21 protein-coding genes and 3 tRNA genes are annotated in these 26631 nt (G+C 68.7%); 14 read left to right on the top strand and 10 right to left on the bottom strand.

Annotation, left to right across the window (positions count from 1 at the left end; translation table 11 throughout):
- Position 1: 1 nt before the first annotated feature.
- Positions 2-913 carry an alpha/beta hydrolase gene (locus AWC24_RS01945; RefSeq protein WP_085081821.1) on the bottom strand — a complete coding sequence of 304 codons (912 nt, stop codon included), beginning with the start codon at positions 911-913 and terminating at the stop codon, positions 2-4.
- A complete protein-coding gene (locus AWC24_RS01940) occupies positions 910-2280 on the bottom strand; it encodes a flavin-containing monooxygenase (RefSeq protein WP_085081820.1) in 1371 nt (456 codons plus the stop codon). Before AWC24_RS01940 ends, AWC24_RS01945 begins: the two co-directional genes overlap by 4 nt.
- 126 nt (positions 2281-2406) lie before the next feature.
- Between AWC24_RS01940 and AWC24_RS01935 the strand changes: the two genes are divergently transcribed.
- The 4 genes from AWC24_RS01935 (at position 2407) to AWC24_RS01920 (ending at position 7786) form a co-directional block, all read left to right on the top strand.
- Positions 2407-3018 (top strand): TetR/AcrR family transcriptional regulator, encoded by a 612-nt coding sequence (locus tag AWC24_RS01935; RefSeq protein ID WP_085081819.1) that lies wholly within the window; start codon positions 2407-2409, stop codon positions 3016-3018.
- Between the two features lie 142 nt (positions 3019-3160).
- On the top strand, positions 3161-5194 hold the full coding sequence (locus tag AWC24_RS01930; RefSeq protein ID WP_085081818.1) for a toprim domain-containing protein: 2034 nt from the start codon (positions 3161-3163) through the stop codon (positions 5192-5194).
- A gap of 21 nt (positions 5195-5215) precedes the next feature.
- Positions 5216-7354: a DNA gyrase subunit A gene (locus tag AWC24_RS01925; protein WP_085081817.1), complete on the top strand. Its 2139-nt coding sequence runs from the start codon at positions 5216-5218 to the stop codon at positions 7352-7354.
- A gap of 72 nt (positions 7355-7426) precedes the next feature.
- Positions 7427-7786: a hypothetical protein gene (locus tag AWC24_RS01920; RefSeq protein WP_085081816.1), complete on the top strand. Its 360-nt coding sequence runs from the start codon at positions 7427-7429 to the stop codon at positions 7784-7786.
- 367 nt (positions 7787-8153) lie between these two features.
- Here the strand turns inward: AWC24_RS01920 and AWC24_RS01915 are convergent.
- A tRNA-Leu gene (locus AWC24_RS01915) sits at positions 8154-8236 on the bottom strand.
- A 265-nt stretch (positions 8237-8501) separates the two neighbouring features.
- Here AWC24_RS01915 and AWC24_RS01910 point away from each other — a divergent pair.
- The 7 genes from AWC24_RS01910 to pknB all read left to right on the top strand — a co-directional run bounded on the left by AWC24_RS01910 (position 8502) and on the right by pknB (position 18169).
- On the top strand, positions 8502-10073 hold the full coding sequence (locus tag AWC24_RS01910; protein ID WP_085081815.1) for an FhaA domain-containing protein: 1572 nt from the start codon (positions 8502-8504) through the stop codon (positions 10071-10073).
- Positions 10074-10224: 151 nt separating this feature from the next.
- Complete coding sequence (locus AWC24_RS01905; protein WP_085081814.1) at positions 10225-10692, top strand: FHA domain-containing protein FhaB/FipA; 468 nt, start codon at positions 10225-10227, stop codon at positions 10690-10692.
- On the top strand, positions 10689-12155 hold the full coding sequence (locus AWC24_RS01900) for a PP2C family protein-serine/threonine phosphatase (protein ID WP_085081813.1): 1467 nt from the start codon (positions 10689-10691) through the stop codon (positions 12153-12155). The genes AWC24_RS01905 and AWC24_RS01900 overlap by 4 nt, the downstream gene beginning before the upstream one ends.
- Positions 12156-12175: 20 nt before the next feature.
- The gene (gene rodA / locus AWC24_RS01895) at positions 12176-13585 is read left to right on the top strand and encodes a peptidoglycan glycosyltransferase RodA (protein ID WP_085081839.1); all 1410 of its coding nucleotides are present in this window, start codon (positions 12176-12178) and stop codon (positions 13583-13585) included.
- Positions 13582-15069: a D,D-transpeptidase PbpA gene (gene pbpA, locus AWC24_RS01890; RefSeq protein WP_085081812.1), complete on the top strand. Its 1488-nt coding sequence runs from the start codon at positions 13582-13584 to the stop codon at positions 15067-15069. The genes rodA and pbpA overlap by 4 nt, the downstream gene beginning before the upstream one ends.
- Positions 15066-16298, top strand: a complete 1233-nt coding sequence (locus tag AWC24_RS01885) for a protein kinase domain-containing protein (RefSeq protein WP_085081811.1) — start codon at positions 15066-15068, stop codon at positions 16296-16298. The genes pbpA and AWC24_RS01885 overlap by 4 nt, the downstream gene beginning before the upstream one ends.
- Positions 16295-18169 (top strand): Stk1 family PASTA domain-containing Ser/Thr kinase, encoded by a 1875-nt coding sequence (gene pknB, locus AWC24_RS01880; RefSeq protein ID WP_085081810.1) that lies wholly within the window; start codon positions 16295-16297, stop codon positions 18167-18169. Before AWC24_RS01885 ends, pknB begins: the two co-directional genes overlap by 4 nt.
- Positions 18170-18190: 21 nt before the next feature.
- Here pknB and AWC24_RS01875 read toward each other — a convergent pair whose 3' ends face one another.
- A complete protein-coding gene (locus tag AWC24_RS01875; protein WP_085081838.1) occupies positions 18191-18874 on the bottom strand; it encodes an aminodeoxychorismate/anthranilate synthase component II in 684 nt (227 codons plus the stop codon).
- Positions 18875-18943: 69 nt separating this feature from the next.
- Complete coding sequence (locus AWC24_RS01870; RefSeq protein ID WP_085081809.1) at positions 18944-19696, bottom strand: DUF881 domain-containing protein; 753 nt, start codon at positions 19694-19696, stop codon at positions 18944-18946.
- Between the two features lie 93 nt (positions 19697-19789).
- Here AWC24_RS01870 and crgA point away from each other — a divergent pair, with 93 nt between their 5' ends.
- Both crgA and AWC24_RS01860 read left to right on the top strand, forming a co-directional pair.
- A complete protein-coding gene (crgA, locus tag AWC24_RS01865; RefSeq protein WP_013826956.1) occupies positions 19790-20071 on the top strand; it encodes a cell division protein CrgA in 282 nt (93 codons plus the stop codon).
- A 236-nt stretch (positions 20072-20307) separates the two neighbouring features.
- Entirely contained in the window at positions 20308-20643 is a 336-nt protein-coding gene (locus AWC24_RS01860; RefSeq protein ID WP_234807218.1) for a PH domain-containing protein, read from the top strand.
- 21 nt (positions 20644-20664) lie between these two features.
- On the opposite strand, the gene AWC24_RS01855 is transcribed toward AWC24_RS01860, so the two are convergent.
- Entirely contained in the window at positions 20665-21213 is a 549-nt protein-coding gene (locus tag AWC24_RS01855) for a peptidylprolyl isomerase (RefSeq protein ID WP_085081807.1), read from the bottom strand.
- 39 nt (positions 21214-21252) lie between these two features.
- Here AWC24_RS01855 and cwsA point away from each other — a divergent pair, with 39 nt between their 5' ends.
- Positions 21253-21678 (top strand): cell wall synthesis protein CwsA, encoded by a 426-nt coding sequence (cwsA, locus tag AWC24_RS01850; protein WP_085081806.1) that lies wholly within the window; start codon positions 21253-21255, stop codon positions 21676-21678.
- A 63-nt stretch (positions 21679-21741) separates the two neighbouring features.
- On the opposite strand, the gene AWC24_RS01845 is transcribed toward cwsA, so the two are convergent.
- From AWC24_RS01845 to gyrA, 4 genes are all read right to left on the bottom strand, one after another.
- Positions 21742-21814, bottom strand: a tRNA-Ala gene (locus AWC24_RS01845).
- 12 nt (positions 21815-21826) lie between these two features.
- Positions 21827-21900, bottom strand: a tRNA-Ile gene (locus AWC24_RS01840).
- Positions 21901-21962: 62 nt separating this feature from the next.
- Positions 21963-22799, bottom strand: a complete 837-nt coding sequence (locus AWC24_RS01835; protein WP_085081805.1) for a DUF3566 domain-containing protein — start codon at positions 22797-22799, stop codon at positions 21963-21965.
- Positions 22800-22849: 50 nt separating this feature from the next.
- A complete protein-coding gene (gyrA, locus tag AWC24_RS01830; protein WP_085081804.1) occupies positions 22850-26614 on the bottom strand; it encodes an intein-containing DNA gyrase subunit A in 3765 nt (1254 codons plus the stop codon).
- Positions 26615-26631 lie beyond the last annotated feature (17 nt).

Below are 26631 nucleotides of genomic sequence, written 5' to 3'. Positions count from 1 at the left end.
CCTAACCCGTGACGGTAGCGGTCGGTGCGGTCAGGTGCCTGGCCAGGAACGCGATCTGGTGCTCGACGACATGATCGAACCAGTCGCCGCCGGAGAAAACGTCGAAGTGATCGCAGGGGTAGTGGCGCACTTCGGCGCGCGCGGCGAACGCCGCCTTGGCCGCGGCCTGCGGGGGAGCGCCCCGGTCGAAGTCGGCGATCTGCACCAGCATCGGGCAGCGGATCGCCGCGGCGTGCTTGGCGGCCGGCCGGTAGCCGCCGAGCTGCAGCCCCACCTGCGCGTCGACCTCGTTGCGCCAGGTGGGGCCGGCCATCGCCAGGTAGGCCTCGTAGTAGCCGTCGGCGGTCAGGGTCGCCAGTTCACCGGGCCGGCCCACCAGCGGGATCGTCGCGGGCGGGCGCCCGGCCCGCTGGGCCAGCGCGCTGCGCCAACCGGTCACCGTGGAGCGCAACAGGGTTGCCGGGCGGTGGTGCGGCAGCGCCGCGACCGCGGCCGCCGGTCCGCTGACCAGCGGCGTCAACGCCACCGCGGCCGCCACGCCGGGGGTGGTTGCCGCCACCTCGAACACATGGCCACCGGCCAGCGAGACACCCCACACCACCACCCGCCGCGGATCGACGCCGGGTTGACGTGCCGCGGCCGTACACGCGGCGCGGAAGTCGGCTACCTGCTCGGTGACCGAAATCCGTTGCCGTGGTTGGCCATCAGACTGCCCGAAGTAGCGGTAGTCGAAGGCCAACGCGGCGAAGCCGGCCGAACTCAACCGCTGCGCGAAGGGAACCAACCCGGAGTCGACGGTGCCGCCGAAACCGTGCCCGAGCACCACGACCGGTGCGCGGTCGTCGTCGCCGGCGGCGGGGAAGAACTGCCCGACGCAGCTGGTGCCGTCGCTGTCGAACCGGATCCTGTTCACGCCGATACCTCACCCTCGCCCACTGCCACCTCGGCCCAACGGGGGGCACCGCGTTCGACGGCCCGCCTTGCGCCGCGCGGGATCTCGGTGGTGCGCAGGTCGTGCTCGTAGAGGAAGTAGTCGAGTTGCTGGGTGTGGCGCGGGGTGTCGAGCATGTGGCCGGTGAACTTGCGCATGTCGGCCTCGATCACCCGGCGCATCTCGGCGACCGACGGCGGCCGGTAGCGCCCGACCGCATAGGCGCCGATCAGCCGGGCCTGTGCCTCGACGAACGGGAACAGCGTCGGGGTGGGCTGGGCGAAGCCGGCGAACACCAGGTCATCGATGCCGGGATAGAACATCCGCTTGTACAGGTCGATCCGGTTGTCCGGTGCGCTGATGAACTCCGGGTCGAAGAACGGGAAGGTGATGTTGTAGCCGGTGGCGTAGATGATGATGTCGAAGTCGCTGTGGGTGCCGTCGGTGAAATGCACGGTGGCGCCGTCGAATCGGCTGATGTTGTGCTTGGGGATGACGTCACCGGATCCCAGCCGCAGCGGCAGCTCCACCGACTGGGTGGGGTGGGCCTCGAAGAACTTGTGGTTGGGTGTCGGCAGCCCGACATCCTCGGGCTGCCCGGCGATCAGCGGCTGGGTCCACTGCAGGAGCTTGCGCTGCCAGGAGAACGGCAGATACGGGCTGGTTCGGTAGTACTTGTCGGCGGGCTTGCCGGCCAGGTACTTCGGCACGATCCAGGCGCCGGAGCGCGTCGACAGCGTCAGTTCGTTGTCCAGGGCCTTCGACGACAGTTCGACGGCGATGTCGGCGGCGCTGTTGCCCAGGCCGACGACCAGGATGCGCTTGCCGCTGAACTCCAGCGGCGTCTTCGGGTCGATGTAGTGATGCGCGTGCAGCGTCTCGCCACTGAACTCGCCGGGGAAGTCCGGGTAGCGCGGATCCCAGTGATGGCCGTTGGCGACCACCAGCAGGTCGAAGCGGCGGCGCGCGCCCCCGGCCAGGTGCAGCTCCCAGCCACCGCCGGCCAGCCGCTGCGCGTGGACGACCTCGGTCTCGAACTCGATGTTGCGTTTGAGCGCAAAAGCCGCCGCGTAGGACTCCAGATACTCCTTGACCAGGGTGTGGTGCAAGAAGTCGGGGTAGTGGGCCGGCATCGGGAAGTCCTTGAAGGACAGCTGGTGTTTCGAGGTGTCGATGTGCAGCGACCGGTAGGCGCTGGAGTGCCCGTTGGGGTTGCCGAAGGCCCAGTTGCCGCCGATCCGGTCGGAGGATTCGAAGCAGGTGTAGTCAACTGCGTAGTCGGACAACATTTTCCCGGCAGTCAGCCCGCTGATACCGGCCCCGATGATCGCGGTGCGGGGTGCGGGCACGGGTGGACCTCCGGCGTCGGGGGATAGACAGGTGTGGCGGAAGTGTCTACGCAATGAGTCGCAATAGTACACAGATCCTTGAATCTGTCTACCGTCTTGTTAGGCTTGCCGGCCAGGAGGTGGCCCGTGAACGCAAAGCCGGCAGTCGCGTCGTCGACAACCGACCGGCTGCTGGACGCGACCGAGCAGCTGCTGGCCGACAAGGGGATCCGGGCCACCACGATGATCGACGTCGCCGAGCGCGCCGGAGTGTCGCGGGCCTGGCTGTACCGGAATTTTCCGGACAAGCCGACGCTGGTGGGCACGGCGATCATCCGGCTGGTCGAGACCAGCTGGGCGCAGACCCGCGCCGAGCTGTCGACACTGCCCGGCTTCGAAGAGCAGCTGGTGGCCGGGGTGCAGATCGGCCGGCGGGCCTACGACGACCCGGGCACGCTGTTGATGCGGCTGCGTACCTCCGAACCCGACGAGTTCACCGCCTGCGCCGGGGCCGGCGTCCGCGGCCTGGTCCCGGACCTCGCGGGGTTCTGGCAACCCTTCGTCGAAGCCGCCGCCGCGGCCGGGGACATCCACCCCGACACCGACATCGACGAGGCCAGCGAATGGATCGCCCGGGTGATGATCAGCCTGGGCAGCGTGCCGGGCAGCCACATCGACCCCGATGACCCGGTCTCGCTGCGGCGGCATCTGCGCCGCTACGTGCTGCCGGCGCTGCGGGTTTCACCGAGCCCGACCTGACCGGGGCGGGCAATGCGGCGCGCCGGAGCCAGCTCGCCGCGCAGACCCTGCCGCAATCGCCGACAGGGATCCACTGAGATGTCAGGTGCGCCGTCTACCATTCCTGCGGCACCTCACCCGGGATTGATGGAGAAGACGAGCAGTGAGCTACACCGCGGCCGACATCACCGAGCTCGACGATGTCCAGCACACCCGCCTGCGGCCGGCGGTGAATCTCGGCCTGGACGTGCTCAACACCGCGATGCGGGAGCTGGTGGACAACGCCATCGAAGAGGTGGCCGATCCCAGCCACGGCGGCTCCACCGTGACGATCACCTTGCACGCCGACGGTTCGGTCAGCGTCGCCGACGACGGCCGAGGCCTGCCCGTCGACTCCGACCCGGTGAACGGGAAGAACGGCATCGTCAAAACCCTGGGCACCGCGCGGGCGGGCGGCAAGTTCTCGGTGCACGCCGACGCTGCCAGCACCGGCGCCGGTCTGAACGGAATCGGCGCCGCGGCCGCGGTGTTCATCTCCGCGCGTACCGACGTCGCGGTGCGCCGGGCCGGGAAGACCTACCTGCAGAGTTTCGGCGGCGGCTACCCCGGGGTGTTCGAGGGCAACGATTTCGATCCGGACGCCCCGTTCACCCGCGCCGACACCCAGAAGCTGCGCGGCACTGCCAATCGCAAGCCCAACGCCCACGGCACCACCGTCCGGATCCTGTTCGACCCGGCCGTGGTGCCCGACTCCAGCGTGGATATCGCCGAGGTGCTGCTGCGGGCACACGCGGCATCTCGGATGTCGCCCGGCGTGCACCTGGTCGTCGTCGACGAGGGCTGGCCCGGCGAGGAGATTCCGCCGGCGTTGACCGAGCCGTTCAGCGGCCCCTGGGGCACCGACGCCCTGCTGGATCTGATGTGCGCCGCCGCGGGGACTCCGAGCCCCGAGGTCCGCGCCATCGTGGAGGGCCGCGGCGAGTACACCACCGGCCGGGGCCCGACCCCGTTCCGCTGGTCGCTGACCGCGGGACCGGCCGAACCGGCGACGGTGGCCGCGTTCTGCAATACGGTGCGCACCCCCGGCGGCGGATCGCACCTGACCGCCGCGATCAAAGGGCTGTCCGAAGCACTGGCCGACCGCGCCTCCCGGATCCGCGACCTGGGCCTGGCCAAAGGCGAAGAAGGCCCGGAGCCACAGGATTTCGCGGCCGTCACGGCGCTGGCCGTGGACACCCGCGCACCCGATGTGGCCTGGGACTCCCAAGCCAAGACCTCTTTGTCCTCGCGGTCGCTGAACATCGCGATGGCCCCGGATGTGGCGCGCAGCGCCACCATCTGGGCGGCCAACCCCGCCAACGCCGATGCCGTCTCACTGTGGACCAAGCTGGCCCTGGAAGCCGCCCGGGCGCGGCGCAGCGCCGAGGGCGCCAAGGCCCGGTCCCGCGCGGCGTCCAAGGCCAAAGGGCTGGGAACCAACCTGTCGCTGCCACCGAAACTGCTGCCCAGCAAGGAAACCGGCCGCGGATCGGGCGCCGAACTGTTCCTGTGTGAAGGCGATTCGGCGCTCGGCACGATCAAAGCCGCGCGCGACGCCACGTTTCAGGCGGCCTTCCCGCTCAAAGGTAAGCCGCCCAACGTCTACGGCTTCGCCTTGAGCAAGGCCCGGGCCAAGGACGAGTTCGATTCGATCGAACGCATTCTCGGCTGCGGGGTGCGCGACAGCTGTGATCCGGAGCTGTGCCGCTACGACCGGATCCTGTTCGCCTCCGACGCCGACCCTGACGGCGGGAACATCAACTCCAGCCTGATCTCGATGTTCCTGGACTTCTATCGCCCGCTCGTCGAGGCCGGGATGGTCTATGTGACCCTGCCGCCGCTGTTCGTCGTCAAGGACGGCACCCAACGGATCTACTGCCAGGACGAGTCCGAACGCGACGCCGCGGTCGCGCAGCTGAAAGCCTCCTCGAAACGCAAGGTCGAAGTGCAGCGCAACAAGGGGCTCGGCGAGATGGACGCCGACGACTTCTGGAACACGGTGCTGGACCCGCAGCGGCGCACCGTCATTCGGGTGCATCTCGATGACGGTGAGAGCCGGCTGCACCACACGCTGTTCGGCGGACCGCCCGAGGGCCGGCGCACCTGGATGGCCGATGTCGCCGCCCGTGTCGACACCGCCGCGCTGGACCTGACGTAGCGGACCGCTAGGAGAAACACCGTGACCGCCACCCTGGACATTCCCGAACAAAACGCCGATCTGGTGCTCGATCAAAGTGCCGATGACTACTGGAACCACTACCAGCTGACGTTCGCGCTCTACAGCGTCAGCGACCGCGCCATCCCGTCCGCGTTCGACGGGCTCAAGCCCGGCCAGCGGCGTCTGCTCTATCAGATGCACGACTCGAAACTGCTGCCCGGCAACAAGCCGCAGAAGTCCTCGAAGGTCTGCTCGGCCGTCACCGGCAACCTGCACCCGCACGGTGGGGCGTCGATGTACGGGGCCGCAGCGCTGCTGGCCGCCGACTTCCAACGGGTGAAAGTCATCGACGGCCACGGTGCCTTCCCGCGAATTCAGGGCGACATCCCGGCCGCCGACCGCTACACCGAGATGCGGCTGTCGGCGCCCGGCGCGGCGCTGACCGCCGAACTCGACGATCATGCGGTGCCGATGATGTCCACGTTCGACGGTGAGTGGACCGAACCCACGGTGCTGCCGGCACGGTGGCCGGTGCTGCTCTGCAACGGCGCCGTCGGCATCGCCGAAGGCTGGGCGACCAAGGTTCCCGCCCACAACCCGCGCGAGATCATGGCCGCCTGCCGGGCGCTGCTGGCCACACCGAATATGACCGACGACAGGCTGGTGAAACTCATCCCCGGGCCGGACTGGGGGTGCGGCGCCACCGTGGTCGGCACGGCCGGGCTCCGTGAATACCTGACCACCGGGCGCGGCGCGTTCACGGTACGGGGCACGGTTTCCGTCGAGGGCAAGGACGTGATCGTCACCGAACTCCCGCCCGGGGTGGCGAGTACCACCGTTCAGGAAAGGATTCGGTCGTTGATCGAATCCGGGGAGCTGTCCGGTGTCTCCGACATGTCGGACCTGACCGACCGGCGCAACGGGCTCCGGATCGTGGTCACCGCCAAACGCGGGCACAGCGCCGAACAGATCCGCGACCAACTGCTGGCCCTGACCCCGCTGGAGTCGACGTTCGCCGCCAGCCTGGTCGCACTCGACGAGAACCGGGTGCCCCGCTGGTGGTCGGTGCGTGAGCTGATCCGGGCGTTCTTGTCGCTGCGCGACTCCGTGGTGCTGCACCGCAGCGAGTACCGGCTGGAGAAGGTCGCCGCGCGCCGCCACCTGGTGGCCGGCCTGATGGTCATCCACCTCGACATCGACGCCGCGGTCGCGGTGATCCGCGGGTCCGACACCGTCGACGAGGCCCGCCAGGGCCTCCAGCAGCGATTCAAGATCGATGCCGAGCAGGCCGACTACGTCCTGGCGTTGCAGCTTCGCCGGCTGACCAAACTAGACGTCATCGAGCTGCGGGCCGAAGCCGAAAAGTTGGATGCCGAGTTCGCCCAACTGACCGAGCTGGTGGCCAACCCCGAGGCCCGCCGCAAGGTGATCGACCGGGAGCTGGTCGAGACCGCGAAACTGTTCAAGGGCCCCGAGTTCGACCGTCGCACCGTGCTGGACCCCGAGGCCACCCCGGTGACGCCCGGTGGCGACGAGGACGGCCCGCGCGAGCGCAAGGTCAACGCGGCCTGGCGCCTCGATGAGCGCGGCGTGTTCTCCGACAGTCACGGCGAGCTGCTCACCTCAGGTCTGGGGTGGGCGGTGTGGACCGACGGGCGGATCAAGTTCACCACCGGCGCCGGGCTGCCGTATAAGATCCGCGACATCCCCGTCGCGCCGGACATCACCGGACTGCTGTGCTCGGGTGTGCTGGCCGATGGCCACCACCTGGCCTTGGTGACCCGCCTCGGAAAGGTGCTGCGCATCGACCCGGCCACGGTGAATCCGCAGGGCGCGGCCGGCAACGGGGTAGCGGGCGTCAAGCTCGCCGGCGACGGCGATGAAGTCATCGCCGCGCTGCCGCTCAGCTGCGGAAACGGCGAAGCCCTGCTGTCGAGGTCCGAAAAGGGCTGGAAAGTCACCGAAGTCGCCGATATCCCGGTCAAGAAGCGCGGCGGCGCCGGCGTCGGGTTCCACCCGTTCGTCAAGGGTGAGGAGGCGCTGTTTTCGGCGTCGGTCTCGGCGACCGGGTTCGTGCGCGGGAAGCGGGCGGTGCGGCCCGAGCCCCGGGCGAAGGCCTCGATCAAGGGTTCCGGTGATGGCGTGACGCCGGCGTCGTAACCGGCGGCTGTGGATAAACCGCGGCGACTGCACAGCCGAGAGCGAGAGGCTGCCCCGGCGTACGCTGCCAGCATGCCGCCGGAGAACCTCGAGGCCCGTGTCACAGCCCTGGAGACGCAGGTGCGTGATCTGACCGGGCAGGTCCAAGCGACAAAACACGACGCCGCCGCTGCCCGGGTGCTGGCCGGCGCCGCTGACCGCGATGTCACCGAGATCCGGGCCGAGATCCGCGACTTCCGTCGGGCCACCACCGTGAGCTTCAACGCGCTCCGGCAGGACATGAACGAAGGCTTTCGGCGAGTCGATGAGAAGTTCGCCGTCGTCGACAGTGGCTTCGCCGAAATGCGGGCGAAGTTCGACATGACCGCCGCCGGGCAGCAACGCATTGTCGAACTCATTCCAACCGTGATCAACGCGCCCGGCGATCAATAGCCAGAAGACCCCGGCCAATGGCCGGGATCATCCGCAAGTGCTGATCATTGCTCTCCTGGCGGCGGGATCCGCACCATAACTAGCAAAAGTTGTGATTCCACGCCACCGGGGAGCCCGCCTGCGTCCCGATGACCGCCCACGAGATCGTCAGCATGGGGATGGCCTCCCGCCTCGTCTTTCCGCTGTTACGTGCGGCCGAAGAACCTGCGGGCCCTCATCGACCGGCCACCACGTACTGGCCAGCCACCACATCGACCCCGACCACAACCACTGGCCCAACCAACAGAAAAACCCCGGCAAAAGCCGGGGCGATCTGTAACCGATGACGCGACTCAGGTGTCACCTATGACGCGACTCATCACAATTGTGGGCGAAGGGGGACTTGAACCCCCACGTCCCGAAGGACACTGGCACCTGAAGCCAGCGCGTCTGCCATTCCGCCACTCGCCCGAGCGACCGAGGGAGCCTATCACGGTCGCCGAAGGGTGCTTTCGACACGGCTCAGAGACCGCTCGGCGCCCGCAGACCACCGTAAACCAGCCTACCGTGACCCCGCCGTGACCTGGTCTTATCCGATTCTCCGCCGTACAAGGGTGCCGCGGTGGCATGCCGGGTCGATACCATGTCCAGGGCGGATGCAGCGCAGCGACACGCCGCAGCGACGCGTCCCCACGGGTTTGCGACGAATGACGGCGGCGAGTGAGGCGGGCAGCGGATGGACAACCAGCGCGGGCTGGTTCAGCGCATCGAGCGCAGGCTCGAATCCGCCGTGGAGGATGCGATGGCCAGGGTCTTCGGCGGGGAAGTCGTACCCGAGGAGGTTGAGGCGGCGTTGCGCCGCGAGGCCGCCGCGGGGGTGCGGGCATTGGCCGGGAATCAGCTTTTGGCACCCAACGAATACGTCATTACCCTCGGTATGGACGACTACGAGAATGTGGGCGCCGACCAGGATTGGACGTCGAAGGCCTTCGCCCGGCATTTGGCGGGATATATCGGCGAACAGGGGTGGCAAACGTATGGTGATGTGGTTGTCCGGTTCGAGCAGTCACCGAGTATGCGTACCGGCCAGGTCCGCGCGCGGGGCGCTGTCAATCCGGATGCCCGACCCAGCCACACGGTCAGTGAATCCCGCCCGCCACAATCAGATCATGCGTTTTTCGCAGAATCAGGAGTGCCACCGATGACCGATAACCCGAGCTACCGCGGCGCCCACGGGCAGCAGGACCGTCCCGGCGACGACTACTACGACCCGCGCTACGGCCGGCCGGCCGACGACGCCCGCGGCGGTCAAGAGCCCCGCGGTCAGTATGCCCCGGAGCCGGAGCCGTACCAGCCGGACCAGCGCGGTGGCGGCTACCCCGACCAGGGTCCCGGCGGCCCGGGCGGCTATGCCCCGCCCCGCCGGCCCGAGCAGGGCGGCTACCCCGAGCACGGCGGCTACCCCGAGCAGGGCGGCTACCCGGAACAGGGCGGCTACCCGGAACAGGGCGGCTACCCGGAGCAGGGCGGCTACCCGGGCGGCCAGGGCGGCTACCCCCCGTCTTACGAGCAGCGGCCGCCGAGTGGCTACGGCGCCCCCGCGGGCTACGAGCCGGGCTATCCGCAGCACCAGCAGCCGCCGGCGCCGGGCTACCCGGGCGGGGGAGGACAGCCCGGTTACGGCGACTATGAGCGTCCCCCGGTCCGCCACGACGACTACTCCCAGCCGGGGGGCTACCCCGAGGCGCAGCCCGAGCAACGGCCCTCCTACCCCGACCAGGGCGGCCCCGGCTACCCCGACCAGGGTTCACCGTCCTACGGTCGCCAGGAGTACGGCCAGCCCGACTACCGCTACGGCGAGTCCCAGGGCGCCCCGAGCGGCTATGACTACGGTCCGGACTACGGTCAGCAGGCTCCCGGCGGCTACGGCGACGCGCAGGGCGGCTACGACTACGGTCAGCAACCCGCGGGTGGTTACGACGCTCCGGGCGGCGGCTACGGCCAGCGCGCCTACTCGGCTCCGGCCTCGGTCACGCTGCATCTCGACGACGGCAGCGGCCGGACCTACCAGCTGCACGAGGGCACCAACGTGGTGGGCCGCGGCCAAGACGCCCAGTTCCGGCTTCCCGACACCGGGGTGTCGCGCCGTCATCTGGAGATTCGCTGGGACGGCCGGGTGGCTCTGCTGTCGGACCTGAACTCCACCAACGGCACCACGGTGAACAACGCTCCGGTCCAGGAGTGGCAGCTGGCCGACGGCGACGTGGTCCGGCTCGGTCACTCCGAGATCATCGTCCGGGTCCACTAGGGGGCGACCGGGGGCCACGCCGAACCGGCCGGAACAGCAAAGCCCTGCCGCTTTGCCCTACGGTCACTCACGTCCAAGTATCGTGACTTTGCCGAAGTGCTCCGCGGTGGGGAGCACGACATGGACGGCGCAAGGACGGAGAGGACGCCGGATGCAGGGACTGGTGCTGCAGCTGACGCGAGCCGGTTTTTTGACGTTGCTGTGGCTGTTCATCTGGTCGGTGCTGCGGATATTGCGGACCGACATCTACGCACCGACCGGTGCGGTGATGGTTCGTCGCGGCCTGTCGATCCGCGGCGTGCTGCTGCCGTCGCGGCAGCAACGCGCCGGCGCACGCCACCTGGTGGTGACCGAGGGGCCCCTCACCGGGGCCCGGATCACACTGAGCGACCAGCCGGTTCTGGTCGGCCGGGCCGACGACTCCACCCTGGTGATCAACGACGATTACGCCTCCACCCGGCACGCCCGACTGTCTCAACGGGGGTCGGAATGGTATGTCGAAGACCTCGGCTCGACCAACGGCACCTACCTTGACAGGGTGAAGGTCACCACAGCAGTACGGGTTCCCGTCGGGACGCCGATACGAATCGGCAAGACCGCGATCGAGCTCCGCCGGTGAGCCTGGTTCTGCGGTACGCCGCCCGCAGTGACCGCGGCCTGGTGCGCTCCAACAACGAGGACTCCGTCTACGCCGGTGCCCGGCTGCTGGCGCTGGCCGATGGCATGGGCGGGCACGCGGCCGGCGAGGTGGCCTCCCAGCTCGTTATCGCCGCGCTGGCCCACCTCGACGACGACGAGCCGGGCGGCGACCTGCTGGCGAAACTGGAATCGGCGGTGCAGGAAGGTAACTCGGCGATCGCGGCTTACGTCGAGGACCATCCGGAGCTCGAGGGCATGGGCACCACCTTGACCGCGGTGCTGTTCGCTGCCCCCCGGCTGGGGCTGGCCCACATCGGCGACTCGCGCGGGTATCTGCTGCGCGACGGCGAACTCACTCAGATCACCAAGGACGACACCTTCGTGCAGACCCTGGTCGACGAGGGCCGCATCACCTTGGAGGAGGCGCACAGCCATCCACAGCGTTCCCTGATCATGCGGGCGTTGACCGGCCACGAGGTGGAGCCGACGCTGATCATGCGCGAGGCGCAGGCCGGCGACCGCTACCTGCTGTGCTCGGACGGATTGAGCGACCCGGTGAGCACCGAGACCATCCACGAGGCGCTGGAGATCCCCGACGTCAACGAGAGCGCGCTGCGGCTGATCGAGTTGGCGCTGCGCGGCGGGGGGCCCGACAACGTGACCGTGGTGGTGGCCGACGTCGTCGACGTCGACTACGGCCAGACCCAGCCGATTCTGGCCGGGGCGGTCTCCGACAGCGACGACGATCACCTGACCGCCCTCAACACCGCCGCCGGGCGGGCGTCGGCGATCTCCCCGCGCAAGACCGTCGCCAAGCGGGTGCTGCCGCGGATCGAAACCCTGTCGCGGCCGCCGCGCTCCCGGCGCCGCAAATTCGTCATCGCGATGTTGCTGCTGATCCTGCTGGCCGCCGCCCTGATGATCGGGCGGGGGATCGTCCGCACCAACTACTACGTCACCGCCTACGGCAACACCGTGGCGATCATGCGCGGTGTGCAGGGTTCGATTCTCGGTCTGCCGTTGCAGGAGCCCTACTTGTTGGGTTGCCTCGACAGCCGCGGCGACCTGGTGCAGATCAGCTTCAGCCAATCCGGTGACAAGCTGTCCTGCCGGCTGATGACGTTGCAGGACCTGCGCCCACCAGCGCGCCAGCAGGTCAGCAACGGGCTGCCGGCCGGCACCCTCGACGACGCGATCACCCAGTTGCGCAACCTGGCCCGTGACTCACTGCTGCCGCCGTGCCCGACCCGGACCACCACCGGGAAGACCGGCGACAGTGGTTCGGCGCCGTCGCGCGCACCGGATCCCGGCCCGGCCCCGACCGGTCCGCGGCCCGGCCCCGCTCAACGCACGCCGACCTCCGGGGTGCCGCACCTGCCCACGTTGACCAACCTGCCGCCGGCCCCGCCAGAACCGGGGACCGACTGCCGGGCGGCCTCATGAGCCGCCCCGGCGACGATGCGGTGAGCACAGAGCCGCAGCCGGCGGTGACGCTGACCCCGGCGCTGCCGGATCGACGCAACGCCGAGTTCCTGCTGCTGTGCTTCGCGACCATCATCGTCGCGGTGGCGATGCTGATCGTCGAGGCGGGGCACGAACAGGGGCTGCGCTGGGATCTGGTCGGCTACGGGACGGCGTTTCTGGTGCTGTTCAGCTTCGCGCACCTGGTCATTCGGCGATCGGCGCGCTACGCCGATCCGCTGCTGCTGCCGGTGGTGGCCCTGCTCAACGGGCTCGGACTGGTGATGATCCACCGCATCGATCTCGGCGTCGGCGCCGACGCCGCTGACGGCCGCCCGGGCGCCGGCTCCCAGATGCTGTGGACGCTGGTCGGCGTCATCGTCTTCGCCCTGGTGCTCGAGGTGCTCAAGGATCACCGCCAGCTCGCCGGCAACGGCTACCTCTGCGGCCTGGTCGGCCTGGTGCTGCTGGTGATCCCCGGCCTGTTGCCGGCCTCACTGTCGGAGCGCCAAGGCGCCAAGATCTGGATCCGCTTGCCCGGCTTCTCGATTCAGCCGGCGGAGTTCTCCAAGATCTTGTTGCTGATCTTCTTCGCCGCGGTGCTGGTCTCCAAGCGCCGGCTGTTCACCAGCGCCGGCAAACACGTCCTGGGGATGAACCTGCCGCGGCCACGTGACCTGGCGCCGCTGCTGGCCGCCTGGGTGATCTCGGTGGCCGTGATGGCCTTCGAGAAGGACCTCGGCACCTCGCTGCTGTTGTACGCGTCATTTCTGGTGGTGGTGTACCTGGCCACCCGGCGGTTCAGCTGGATGGTGATCGGGATGCTGCTGTTCGCTGTCGGCAGCGTCGCGGCGTACTTCCTTTTCAGCCATGTCCGGGTGCGGGTACAGACCTGGCTGGACCCGTTCGCCGACCCCGAAGGCGCCGGCTATCAGATGGTGCAGTCGTTGTTCAGCTTCGCCACCGGCGGCATCTTCGGCACCGGGCTGGGCAACGGTCAGCCCGGCTACGTGCCCGCGGCGTCCACGGACTTCATCATCGCCGCGTTCGGGGAGGAACTGGGTCTGGTCGGGCTCGCCGGTGTGCTGATCCTGTACACGATCGTGATCGTGCGCGGCATGCGGACGGCGATCGCGGTCCGCGACAGCTTCGGCAAGCTGCTGGCGGCCGGCCTGGCCGCCACCCTGGGCATCCAGCTGTTCATCGTGGTCGGGGGAGTGACCAAACTGATTCCGCTGACGGGGCTGACCACGCCGTGGCTGTCCTACGGCGGGTCGTCGTTGCTGGCCAACTATGTATTGCTGGCGATCCTGCTGCGCGTCTCGCACGCCGCGCGTCGCCCGCTGAGCACCCAGCCGCAGCGCACCACCCCGATCGGCGATACCGGCACGGCGGTGATCGAGCGCGTATGAACACCTCGCTGCGCCGCGTCACGATGACCCTGATGGCGCTGATAGTGCTGCTGTTGGGCAACGCCACCTTGACCCAGGTCTTCGCCGCCGACGGGCTGCGCGCCGACCCGCGTAATCAGCGGGTGCTGCTCGACGAATACTCCCGCCAGCGGGGCCAGATCACCGCCTCCGGGCAACTGCTGGCCTACTCGGTCGCCACCGACGGCCGGATCAAATACCAGCGCATCTACCCCGATCCGGCGGTGTACGCGCCGATCACCGGGTTCTATTCGCTGCGTTATTCCAGCAGCGGGCTCGAACGCGCCGAGGACACCGTTCTCAACGGATCGGACCCGCGGTTGTTCGGGCTGCGGTTGGCCGACTTCTTCACCGGCCGCAGCCCCCGGGGCGGCACCGTGGAGACCACCATCCGCCCGCGGGTGCAACAGGCCGGCTGGGAGGCGATGCGCAACGGCTGCGGCGGCGGCTGCCGGGGGGCCGTGGTGGCGCTGGAGCCGTCCACCGGCAAGATCCTGGCGCTGGTGTCCACGCCGTCCTATGACCCCAACCTGTTGTCCTCACACGATTCGGTACAGCAGGGCCAGGCCTGGCAGCGGCTGCGTGACAACCCCGACTCGCCGCTGACCAACCGCGCCATCAGTGAGACCTACCCGCCCGGGTCGACGTTCAAGGTGATCACCACCGCGGCCGCGCTGCAGGCCGGCATCAGTGAGAACGAGCAGCTGACCAACGCCGCGCGCATCGCCCTGCCCGACAGCACCGTCACGCTGGAGAACTTCGGCGGCAACACCTGCGAAGGCAACGAGCAGACCGTCTCGCTGCGGGTGGCGTTCGCCCGGTCGTGCAACACCGCCTTCGTCCAATTGGGTATCCGCACCGGCTCCGACGCCCTGCGGAACACCGCGCAGGGGTTCGGGCTCGACGTCACGCCCGAACCCATCCCGCTGCAGGTGGCCGAGTCCACCATCGGCCCGATCCGCGATGCCGCCGCGCTGGGGATGACCAGCATCGGCCAGAAGGACGTCGCGGTGACGCCGCTGAAGAACGCGGTGATCGCCGCCACCATCGCCAACGGCGGGTTGACGATGCAGCCCTACCTGGTCGCAGGGTTGGAGGGGCCGGATCTGGCCGGCATCGCGACAACGCAACCGCGCGAACAACGCCGTGCGGTGTCTTCGCAGGTCGCGGCTAAGCTAACTGACCTGATGATCGACGCCGAGAAAGTGACCCAGCAGGAGGGGGCCATCCCGGGCGTACAGATCGCGTCGAAGACCGGCACCGCCGAACACGGTACCGATCCGCGGAACACTCCGCCGCACGCGTGGTACATCGCTTTCGCCCCGGCCAGTGCCCCCAAGGTGGCCGTCGCCGTTGTCGTAGAGGGCACCGCGGACGGCGACGATGCCCTGTCGGCTACCGGCGGGGCGCTGGCCGCGCCGATCGGTCGCGCCGTCATCGAAGCCGCACTCCAGGGGCGATCATGAGTCCGGCGGTCGGGGCGGCGCTGGCCGGGCGCTACCGGTTGCAGCGGCTCATCGCCACCGGCGGCATGGGCCAGGTGTGGGAAGCCGTGGACAACCGGCTGGGCCGACGCGTCGCGGTCAAGGTGCTCAAACCCGAGTTCTCCTCCGACCCGGAGTTCATCGAACGGTTCAGAGCCGAGGCGCGCAACACCGCCATGCTCAACCATCCCGGCATCGCCAGCGTGCACGACTACGGCGAGACCGACCTGGACGGTGAAGGCCGCACCGCGTTTTTGGTGATGGAGCTGGTCAACGGCGAGCCGCTGAACTCGGTGCTCAAGCGCACCGGGCGGTTGTCGCTGCGGCACGCGCTGGACATGCTGGAGCAGACCGGCCGGGCATTGCAGGTCGCGCACAGCGCCGGGTTGGTACACCGCGACGTCAAGCCCGGCAACATCATGATCACGCCCACCGGCCAGGTGAAGATCACCGACTTCGGTATCGCCAAAGCCGTCGACGCCGCGCCGGTCACCCAGACCGGCATGGTGATGGGCACCGCCCAGTACATCGCGCCGGAACAGGCCCTGGGGCAGGACGCCACCGCGGCCAGCGACGTGTATTCGCTGGGTGTCGTCGGCTACGAGGTGCTGTCCGGGCGGCGCCCCTTCACCGGCGACGGCGCGCTGACCGTGGCGATGAAGCACATCAAGGAGCCGCCCCCGCCGCTGCCGGCCGAACTGCCGCCCAACGTGCGGGAGCTCGTCGAGATCACCCTGGCCAAGAACCCCGGTATGCGCTACCGCAGCGGCGGCCCGTTCGCCGACGCGGTCGCATCGGTGCGGTCCGGCCGGCGACCGCCGCGGCCGAGCCAATCACTGCCTCCCGGACGTGCCGCGCCGTCGGCGATCCCGTCGACGGCGGCGACCCGGGTCGCCCCGCCGGTGTCGGCGCGAGCCACCGCGGCACGGCGGGCCCGGACCGGCACCGGTAACCACCGCCCGCCGGCGCCGAGGCGCACCTTCACCGCCGGGCAGCGCGCACTGCTGTGGGCGGCCGGGGTGCTGGGCACCCTGGCGATCATCATCGCGGTGCTGATCGTGGTCAATGCCAAGAGCCCGGGCGGCTCGCTGGCCCCGGCCACCGTCACCGATACCGGTGGCGCGCCGGTCGAGTCGTCGAGCCCCGAGTCGCACCCGGAGGGACCGCCCGCACACTCCTCCGGCTGGACCTGGCACAGGACTTCGCAATGACCAGCCCGCAGCGGCTCTCCGACCGCTATGAACTCGGTGAGATCCTCGGCTTCGGCGGCATGTCGGAAGTGCACCGCGCGGTCGACACCCGGCTGCACCGCGACGTGGCCGTCAAGGTGCTGCGCGCCGACCTGGCCCGCGACCCGAGTTTTTATCTGCGGTTCCGCCGCGAGGCGCAGAACGCCGCAGCGCTGAATCACCCGGCGATCGTGGCGGTCTACGACACCGGGGAAGCCGACACCCCGGCCGGTCCGCTGCCCTACATCGTGATGGAACTCGTCGAGGGCGTGACGCTGCGTGACATCGTGCAGAACGACGGCCCGATGCCGCCCATCCGCGCCATCGAGGTGATCGCCGATGCGTGCCAAGCGCTGAATTTCAGCCACCAACACGGCATCATCCACCGCGACGTCAAGCCGGCCAACATCATGATCGACAAGCACAACGCGGTGAAGGTGATGGACTTCGGCATCGCCCGTGCGATCGCCGATGCCGGCAACAGCGTCACCCAGACGGCGGCCGTGATCGGCACTGCCCAGTACCTGTCGCCCGAACAAGCCCGCGGCGAACCCGTCGACGCCCGCTCGGATGTGTACTCACTGGGCTGCGTGCTGTACGAAATCCTCACCGGCGACGCACCTTTCATCGGTGACTCCCCGGTGGCGGTGGCCTACCAGCACGTCCGCGAAGACCCGGTACCGCCGTCGCAGCACCAGCCCGGCCTGCCGGCCGACCTGGATGCGGTGGTGCTCAAGGCGCTGGCGAAGAATCCGGACAATCGCTACCAGACGGCCGCCGAGATGCGCGCGGACCTGGTGCGGGTGCACAACGGGGAGAAGCCCGAAGCTCCCCGGGTGCTCACCGAGGCCGATCGCGCCTCCATGCTGGCCTCCCGGCCGGGCGACGGCGCCGGGGCTCCCACCGATCCGCTGCCGCGCCAGGAACTCGACTTCGGCCACGAGCGGCCCGGGTCGGTGGGTCGGTGGCTGATCGCGGCGATCGTGCTGGCGGTGCTGACGGTCATCGTCACGGTGTCGATCAACACCTTCGGGGGCCGCACCCATCAGATCCAGGTGCCCGACGTCAGCGGCCGGGCATCGGTCGACGCGATCGCCGAACTGCAGAACAAGGGCTTCAAGACCCGCACCGAGCAGCGCGCCGACTCCGACGTCCCGCCCGACCACGTGATCAGCACCGAACCGCCGGCCGGCGCCCCGGCGAACAAGGGCGACAAGATCACCGTCAATGTGTCTTATGGCCCCGAGCAGCGTCAGGTGCCCGACGTGGCCTCGCTGAGCTACGCCGACGCGGTCAAGAAGCTGACCGCGGCCGGTTTCGGCAAGTTCAAGCAGGTCGACTCGCCCTCCACGCCGGAACTCAAGGACAAGGTCGTCGGCACGAACCCGCCGGCCAACCAGACCACCGCGATCACCAACGAGATCGTGATCGTGATCGGCTCCGGTCCGGCTACCAAACCCGTTCCGGACGTCAGCGGCCAGACCGTGGAGCTCGCGCAGAAGAACCTGACCGTCTACGGCTTCACCAAGATCACCGAGGTGGTGGTGGACAGTCCGCGCCCGGCCGGCCAGGTGATCGGCACCAGCCCGCCGAGCGGTGAGACCACACCCGTCGACGGCGTGATCGAACTGCAGGTGTCGCGCGGCAATCAGTTCGTCATGCCGGATCTGGCCGGGATGTTCTGGACCGATGCTGAACCGCAGCTACGGGCGCTGGGCTGGACCGGGATGCTGATCAAGGGCGCCGACGTCGACGCCGGCGGCTCCGGCCACAACCGGGTGCTCTATCAGAGCCCGTCGGCCGGACAGGGCGTCAACACCGACGGCAACATCACGCTGCGCTTCGGCCAGTAGCCGGCGACCCGCTGCGCCCGACTACGTCGCGCTTGCGATCGCCGGGCTACGGGCGGTCTGCACGGTGGCGGCGATCTCCTCCTCCAGCCGCCGCACCAACGCCTCGTCGCACCGGTAGCCACAGCCGTCCAGCCAGTTGGCCAGCATCCGGTGACCGCCCTCGGTGAGGATGGACTCCGGGTGGAACTGCACCCCGTGGATGGGCAAGTCGGTGTGCCGCACGCCCATGATCACCCCGCCGCGGGTGCGCGCGGTGACCTCCAGGTCAGCGGGCAGCGTCTCGGGGAGGATCGTCAACGAGTGGTAGCGGGTGGCGGTGAACGGATCCGGCAGACCCTTCAGTACCCCGGTGTCGGTGTGGAAGACGGTGCTGGTCTTGCCGTGCAGCAGTTCCGGCGCCCGGTCCACCGTGGCGCCGAACGCGACCCCGATCGCCTGGTGGCCCAGACAGACCCCCAGCACCGGGACCCGGGCCGCGGCGCACGCCTCGACCACGGGAATCGACGCTCCGGCGCGCTCCGGGGTGCCGGGCCCGGGGCTCAGCAACACCCCGTCGAAGTCGGCCACCACCTGGCCCAGTGCGGCGGGGTCGGCCAAGCGGGCGTCGTCGTTGCGCCAGACGGCAGCTTGCACACCCAACTGGCCCAGGTACTGCACCAGGTTGAACACGAAGCTGTCGTAATTGTCGACGACCAGGATCTGCACGCTCACAGGCTACCGCCGTGGTGATGGCGACGTGCCGCTGCGCCGGGCGCTCGTCGCAGGCCTCCGACCTCAGTAGTCGACCGGGCCGGCCGGGACGGCGTAGCGCATGCGGGCGGGCCCCGGCGTCTCGACCACCTGCAGATCCGTGCCGACCTGCTCGCTGTAGCCCAGCCCGAACCGGATCACATACTGCTTGTACAGCGTGACCAGCGGAGCGACGGCCAGCGCGGCCTGCATCGCTTCGGGGTCGCCGATCGCGGTCATGACGTAGGGCGGGCTGTAGGTGCGGCCGCCGAGTAGCAGGGTGTTGCCGACGCACCGCGGCGCCGACTCCGCGGTGATCCGCTGATCCTGCATCTGGATGGCTTCGGCGCCGGCGCTCCACATCGCGTTGAGCACGGCGGAGATGTCCTGTTGGTGGACCACCAGGTCATCGGGGGAGGCGTCGCGGGGGAACCGGCCGTTGGCGTCTCGCTGGGCATCGGTGAGGGTCACCACCAGGCCGGGCCCGCGCACGGCCTCCAACCCGGCGGCCTCGGCCAGTTGATCGGCGCGGTTGCGCATCGCCGACAGCGCCGCACCGGCGCCGCGCCCGTGCACCGAGCCGACGTCCGCTGCCAGCGTGTCACGCTTGGCGGTGAGCTCTTCGACCGTGAACTGGGTGGCGCGGACCAGGTCGACCAGACGGGGCGCGTCACCGCGGCGGATCTCCTTGCCCCCGGAGACCCCGTGGGTGGCGGCCAACAGCAGCCCGGCCGACAGACACACCAGCGGGACGCCGACCCGCCAGGGGGACCTGCGGCCCGGGGACGCGCCCTCCATCGGCTCTCCAATTCTCGGCTGAGTGCTCGGCTGGGTTAATCTCGTACGCGACCCATACTCGCAGCTTCACCGCCGCACTGTCCCGAGGTATCGATGCCCAAGTCGAAGGTTCGCAAGAAGACCAGCTTCACCCCCTCGTCGGTGAGCCGCACCCCGGTCAAGGTCAAAGGCGGGCCGTCGAGCGTGTGGTTCGTCGCGCTGTTTCTGGGGTTGATGCTGTTCGGGCTGGTGTGGCTGATGGTGTATCAGTTGGCCGCCACCGGGCTGGACACCCCCGCGGCGCTGAACTGGATGGCTGAGCTGGGCCCGTGGAACTACGCGATCGCGTTTGCTTTCATGATCACCGGGCTGCTGCTGACCATGCGCTGGCGCTGAGCTGGTCGGGGCTCGGATTTCGGTTATGTCATGCCGTCGACGATGCCGGCTGGGTAACCAAGCGGTTGCTCAATCACAACGATGTGATTCATCCCCATTGTGGACAACCCCTGTAGATAACCTCAAAACCGCAGGTCGCATTGACTGACTACCGCAGCCAGCAAACCCAGTGGGGGCCGCCTAGCCGCGGAATCGCTGGTTGCGCGCTTGCCGGAGCGGTGTTAGCTATCAGTGCTGTGACGCTCGCCACAGATCTGCCCGGGCGGCTGCTGGCGGGTCTCGCCGGAATCGGAATGCTGGTGTTTGCCGGTTTCTCCTGGCGGTCGCGGCCACGGCTGGCGCTGACCGATCAGGGCTTGGTCCTGCGCGGCTGGTGGCGCACCCGGTTGCTGACACCCGGCAGCCTCGCCCGGGTCCGCGTCACCGACTTCCAGCGGATCGGACGCACACACCACCTGCTGGAGATCGAGACCGATGACGACGACCTGCTCATCCTGTCCCGCTGGGATCTCGGAACCGATCCCCGCGACGTGTTCGCTGTGCTGTCAGCGGCCGGCTACACCGGCCGCTGACAGCGTTCGAACCACCGGTCGCTAGGAGACCGTGACCGACTCGATGACAACCGGCTCGGTGGGCCGGTCGCCGCGGTCGGTCGCGGTGTTGGCGATGGCGTCGACCACGCCCCGTGAGTCCGGGTCCACGACCTCACCGAAGATGGTGTGCTTGCGGTTCAGGTGCGGGGTCTGGCCCACGGTGATGAAGAACTGCGAGCCGTTGGTGCCGGGGCCGGCGTTGGCCATCGCCAGCAGGTAGGGCTTGTCGAACACCAGCTCGGGGTGGAACTCGTCCTCGAACTTGTAGCCGGGGCCGCCGCGGCCGGTGCCGGTCGGGTCACCGCCCTGGATCATGAAGCCGTCGATCACCCGGTGGAACACCGCGCCGTCGTAGAACGGGCCCGACGAGCCGCCGGAGGCGTTGGTGGTGGAGTACTCCTTGGTCCCCTGCGCCAGGCCGACGAAGTTGGCGACGGTCTTGGGGGCGTGGTTGCCGAACAGCGCGATCTTGATGTCGCCGCGGTTGGTGTGCATCGTGGCGGTTGCGGTGGCGATAGGGCTGGTGGTCATGGCATCACAGTGTGCCATTCCCGGCGGGGTGGGCTGCGTCACGGGTAGCGTTGGATCATGCGCCTGTCCAAGGAGACCCAGCTGACCCACCGAGAGCGCCTGACCCGGGGCCTGGCCCACACCGCGGGAGGGCCGGTCGATGTAGCCCGTGGCGCCGTCGGGCTCGGCGGGGCCGCGGTGCAGCGCGGGGCGGTGCAACTGCGCCGGCGCTACCGGGAGAGCCGGCTGGCCGACCACGTGGCCGATGCCGCCGATGCCGCCGCCCGGGAGTTGGCGGCCGCCCAGGAGGCGGTCGCCGGGCTGCCTGAGGTGCTCGAGGGCCGCTCGTCGCGACGGCGGATCCGCCGGTCCTGGGTTATCGCCGGGGCGGTCGGCACGGCCCTTCTGGTCGGCGGTGCCGTGGCGGTTGCGATCAGCCGTTCGAGCCGGCCGGAGGAACCCTCGCCGCGCCCACCGAGCGTGGACGCGCACCCCAAGCTGTAGGTGCGGGTGCTCGGCGGGGACCGCCGGATAACCGGGTGAGTGGATGCCGTCGAAACGGCGCTGTGGAGCCTAGGAGATTCGAACTCCTGACATCTGCCTTGCAAAGGCAGCGCTCTACCAACTGAGCTAAGGCCCCGGATGGGACTCGTGGGCCTAGGAGGACTCGAACCTCCGACCTCTTCGTTATCAGCGAAGCGCTCTAACCACCTGAGCTATAGGCCCGTAGTCGACTACGACCGAGCGCCGAGATTACCGCACCCGATGCCCGCCGGCCAAAATGCCGTTCAGTCCCGATCGGCCAGCGTCACCTCGACGCCGCCGACGACGTCGGTGCTCAGGTTGTAGATCACCACACCCAGGGTGGCCATCGCCGTCAGCACGACCACGTTGACCAGTCCGATCAGCGCGGCGCCGCCGAAGATCGAACTGCTCGAAACCAGTTCTGCGGCACTGTTGTTCGTCAACAGGTCGCCCACGTTGCTGTTCAGCTTGTTCCACACGCCCATCGCCCCCAGCATGACGTAGAGCACCGCGACGGCGATCATCCAGACGAAGAACAGCGCCGTGGACAACAGCAGCGACACCTTGAGCGCGCTCCACGGGTCGATCCGCCGGATCTGCATGCTGGCCCGAACCGGACCGCGCGGTCCGGCCGACACGTGCGGGCGCCGGGCCGGGGGCCGACGCTGAGCCGGTTCGGACAGATCCGGCAGCTCACTGCCGTAGGCGTCCTCGGCGACGCCGGCCGGGACCGGCTTGGCCGCCGGCTGGACCGGCTTGGCGGTCTGCTTCGCGGGTTTGGCCAGTTTGGCCGGCTGCGGCCCAGCGGCGGTGCCGGAGACGAAACGGCGCAGCCGCTCGTCTACGCCGGGGGAGTGGCCGGCCGCGTTCGGCTCGGCCGATCGGGCCGGCTCGGCCGGCCGGGCCGGTTCCGCGGGCCGGGCCGCGGCCGGTGGCCGGTTCTGCCCCCCGCGCTGCCACGGCGGCGGCTCCCCGGTCTCGGTGATCCGGCCGGGCCGACTCGGCTGCCGCTGACCCGCGGCCTCGGCCGGCCCGCTGCCCGCGGATTCCCCGTTGCCCGGACCGCTGCCCGGGTGCCCCGGCTCATTCGGTGCGCTCACTCACGCTCCTTACCTCCCCGAGCCGCCCGGCGGTCCGGATGTTGTCGAGTTCAGCTATCCGAGTCCTCGTCGACCGCGTCGGCCGCTTCTTCGTCGGCGTTTCGTGCGATCGCTATCAGTGTGTCGCCCTCACCCAAGTTCATCAACCGAACGCCCTTGGTCTGCCGCCCGGCCTTGCGAACCTGCCGCGCCGCAGTACGGATCACCCCGCCCCCGGAGGTGATCGCGTAGAGCTCACTGTCGTCGTCGACGATCAACGCCCCGACCAGCCTGCCTCGTTTGGGATCGTACTGAATGGTCAGGATGCCCTTGCCGCCGCGACCCTGGGCGGTGTACTCCTCGATCGCGGTCCGCTTGGCGTAGCCGCCGGCGGTGGCCACCAGCAGATAGGTGTCCTCGCGAACGACATTGAGCGACAGCAGCCGGTCATCGGCGTTGAACCGCATGCCCTGCACGCCGGAGGTGGCCCGGCCCATCGGGCGCAGCGCCTCGTCGGTCGCCGAGAACCGGATGGACTGCCCGTTGGCCGAGACCAGCAGCAGATCGTCTTCTGCCGAACACAACACCGCGCCGACCAGCTCATCGCCGTCGCGCAGGTTGATCGCGACGATCCCACCCGACCGGTTCGAATCGAAGTCGGTCAGCTTGGACTTCTTGACCAGGCCGTTGCGGGTGGCCAACACCAGATACGGCGCGTCCTCGTAGCCCTTGATCTGGATGACCTGGGCGATGCGCTCCTCGGGCTGGAAGGCCAACAGGTTGGCGACGTGCTGGCCGCGCGCGGTGCGCAGCGCTTCGGGCAGGTCGTAGGCCTTGGCCCGGTACACCCGGCCCTGCGTGGTGAAGAACAGGATCCAGTCGTGGGTCGAGCAGACGAAGAAGTGCGCCACGATGTCGTCCTGCTTGAGCCCGGCGCCCTGCACGCCCTTACCGCCGCGCTTCTGGCTGCGGTAGAGGTCGGTCTTGGTGCGTTTGGCGTAGCCGGTCTCGGTGATGGTCACGACGACGTCCTCGCGAGCGATCAGATCCTCGTCGGCCACATCGCCGTCGGCGGCGATGATCCGGGTACGACGGTCATCGCCGTACTTCTCCACGATCTCGGCGAGTTCCTGCTGCACGATCGCGCGTTGCCGCTCCGGCTTGGCGAGGATGTCCTCGAGGTCGGCGATCTCGGCCTCGATCTTGGCCAGGTCGTCGATGATCTTCTGACGCTCCAGCGCGGCCAGCCGCCGCAGCTGCATGTCCAGGATCGCTTGCGCTTGAATCTCATCGATGTCGAGCAGGTCGATCAGGCCCTGGCGTGCCACGTCGACGGTTTGCGACGCCCGGATCAGTGCGATGACCTCGTCGAGGGCGTCGAGTGCCTTGACCAGGCCGCGCAGGATGTGCGCGCGTTCGTTGGCCTTGCGCAGCCGGTAGGTGGTGCGTCGCACGATCACGTCGAGTTGGTGGGCGACATAGTGGCGGATCATCTGATCCAGCCGCAGGGTGCGCGGCACCCCGTCGACGATCGAGAGCATGTTGGCCCCGAAGCTCGTCTGCAGCTGGGTGTGCTTGTAGAGGTTGTTCAGCACCACCTTGGCCACGGCGTCGCGCTTGATCTCGACGACGATGCGCAGCCCCACCCGGTCGCTGCTCTGGTCCTCGATGTTGGCGATACCGGCCAGCTTCCCGTCGCGCACCTGGTCGGCGATCGACGTGATGAAGTTGTCGTGGTTCACCTGGTAGGGCAACTCGGTGATGACCAGCAGGGACCGCCCCCGGGCGTCCTCCTCGATCTCGACCACGCCGCGCATCCGGATGGAGCCACGTCCGGTCCGGTAGGCGTCGCCGATGCCCTGCGATCCGACGATCAGCCCGGAGGTGGGGAAGTCCGGGCCCTTGACCCGCTCCATCATCGCTTCCAGGGTGGTCTCTTCATCGGCGTCGTGGTTGTCCAGGCACCAGAACACCGCTTCGGCCAATTCACGCAGGTTGTGCGGCGGGATGTTGGTCGCCATGCCGACCGCGATGCCGCCGGAGCCGTTGGCCAGCAGGTTCGGGAACCGGCTGGGCAGCACGGTCGGCTCTTGCACCCGACCGTCATAGTTCGGGACGAAATCGACTGTCTCCTCGTCGATTTCACGCAACATCTCCATGGCCAGCGGGGTCAGGCGAGCCTCAGTGTTGTGGCTGATGAACCCGTTGGTGATGAAGGCGTGGTCCTCGGTGTCCACCCGCAGGCTGTAGACGGGCTGCACGCCGGAATCGGTGACCGAGGCGACCTCGGCGTAGTAGAACCGCCCGTCGGTGAGCTCGGAAGCGATCGCGCGGACGTCGGGGTCGGCGATGCGCGAAAGGATCGCTGCGCCATCGCGCCGCCATCGAGACAGTCGGTCGATGTTGTGGCGGTTCAGCCAGTCCTTGTCGACCCAGCGGCTACCGCCTTGCGTGCGGATAAGCGAACCCAGCCCCGGAACGTGATCGTCGTCCATACCGGCGCATGGTGGCAGCGCCGACAGGATGCCTACCAGCTTCTGCTGTTTGGTGCCGCCGAAGCCGACCTGGCTTGCGAACAGCTCAGCTTGGCCACCGTTAGTCATGACGACCGTGTGTTCGCCGGTAGCGTGGAGGTACCGCTTGGAGATCACACCGAACTCGAGCAGCATCTGCTGCACGTCCTTGGCCAGGCGTTCGCTGCGAGTGGAGTACGACACCTGGACCGCGTTGCGCGGCAAGGACGAGCAGGAACCGTCGCCTTCGAACAGCGCCTGCAGGAACACCCGCTTGACGGCCGCCGGCGAATGCCAGATCCATTCCGGTACCGACTTCTCCGCCGACCGTTGGCCGACGAGTTCCGCCAACCGCGACTTCTTCAAGTCGGACAGGTTGTGGACATCGAGTTCATGCAGCAGCGAGCCCGACTTGATGGTGCGCTGCGATACATACCGCGGGCCGCCCACAACTGCGTCATAGGCCGTCACAACCATCTCGAAGTAATCAGCGTCGAGGTTGTTGAAGCCGGCACGGTCTTCGGAGACGAAGCCCTCGCTGATGAAGGCGCCGGTCAGCAGCGCTTCCATCGTCGGCTGCCAGTCCGCGGGCCCGAACTCGGCCGGCGGCGTCCGTTGCAGCGCAACGCGATCACCCGGCTGGATTTCCTCGACCAACTTCCACAGCAGGGTCGGCACGCCGGCAACATCCACCAGGCAGAGCAGCGGGTGGTTCGCCGTACCGGTTACTTCGTAACCCTCGGCGGTCCGCACCGTGTACGTCTGGTGCTCACCGGAATGGAACAGTCTGTCGGCGACCACCGGGTTGCCGTGCCGGTCCACGACCTTCAACTCAACGATGTTGTCGGAGTTGGGCCGGGCGTTCCCGACGACATCACCGATCCGCACAGCCTGCCCAAAAGGCAACCGCACTAATGCATCTGCGGTGACGCAGTAACGCATCGCGGCTGGCGGGTCGTTGCCCGGCGACCCGAAGTTGCCCTGGCCGTCGACCAATGGGTACCGCAGCGACCACGGCTGGGCCATCCGCACCAGGGTGTCGTAGATCGACGAGTCACCGTGCGGGTGGTAGTTACCCATCGTCTCGGCGACCGAGCGCGCCGACTTGGCGTGGCCGCGATCCGGACGGAACCCGGAGTCGAACATCGCGTAGAGCACCCGGCGGTGCACCGGCTTGAGTCCGTCGCGGACCTCGGGCAGTGCGCGGCCCACGATCACGCTCATCGCGTAATCGATGTAGCTGCGCTGCATCTCCTGCTGGATGTCGACCGGTTCGATCCGCTCCACCGGCTCGTCTCCGGGCGGCAGCGTGGTGTCTGTCATCTGTTCCTCGTTCAGTC

It is taken from the genome of Mycolicibacter senuensis (assembly GCF_002101885.1).
Lineage (GTDB): Bacteria > Actinomycetota > Actinomycetes > Mycobacteriales > Mycobacteriaceae > Mycobacterium > Mycobacterium senuense.
This window is presented reverse-complemented; position numbering and strand designations above follow the sequence as displayed.

Coding starts and splice junctions, on each gene's coding strand:
- AWC24_RS01920 (WP_085081816.1), top strand. CDS start 7,427: ATGCCGCCGGAGAACCTCGAGGCCCGTGTCACAGCCCTGGAGACGCAG.
- AWC24_RS01910 (WP_085081815.1), top strand. CDS start 8,502: ATGGACAACCAGCGCGGGCTGGTTCAGCGCATCGAGCGCAGGCTCGAA.
- AWC24_RS01905 (WP_085081814.1), top strand. CDS start 10,225: ATGCAGGGACTGGTGCTGCAGCTGACGCGAGCCGGTTTTTTGACGTTG.
- pbpA (WP_085081812.1), top strand. CDS start 13,582: ATGAACACCTCGCTGCGCCGCGTCACGATGACCCTGATGGCGCTGATA.
- AWC24_RS01885 (WP_085081811.1), top strand. CDS start 15,066: ATGAGTCCGGCGGTCGGGGCGGCGCTGGCCGGGCGCTACCGGTTGCAG.
- pknB (WP_085081810.1), top strand. CDS start 16,295: ATGACCAGCCCGCAGCGGCTCTCCGACCGCTATGAACTCGGTGAGATC.
- AWC24_RS01870 (WP_085081809.1), bottom strand. CDS start 19,696: ATGGAGGGCGCGTCCCCGGGCCGCAGGTCCCCCTGGCGGGTCGGCGTC.
- crgA (WP_013826956.1), top strand. CDS start 19,790: ATGCCCAAGTCGAAGGTTCGCAAGAAGACCAGCTTCACCCCCTCGTCG.
- AWC24_RS01855 (WP_085081807.1), bottom strand. CDS start 21,213: ATGGCACACTGTGATGCCATGACCACCAGCCCTATCGCCACCGCAACC.
- cwsA (WP_085081806.1), top strand. CDS start 21,253: ATGCGCCTGTCCAAGGAGACCCAGCTGACCCACCGAGAGCGCCTGACC.
- gyrA (WP_085081804.1), bottom strand. CDS start 26,614: ATGACAGACACCACGCTGCCGCCCGGAGACGAGCCGGTGGAGCGGATC.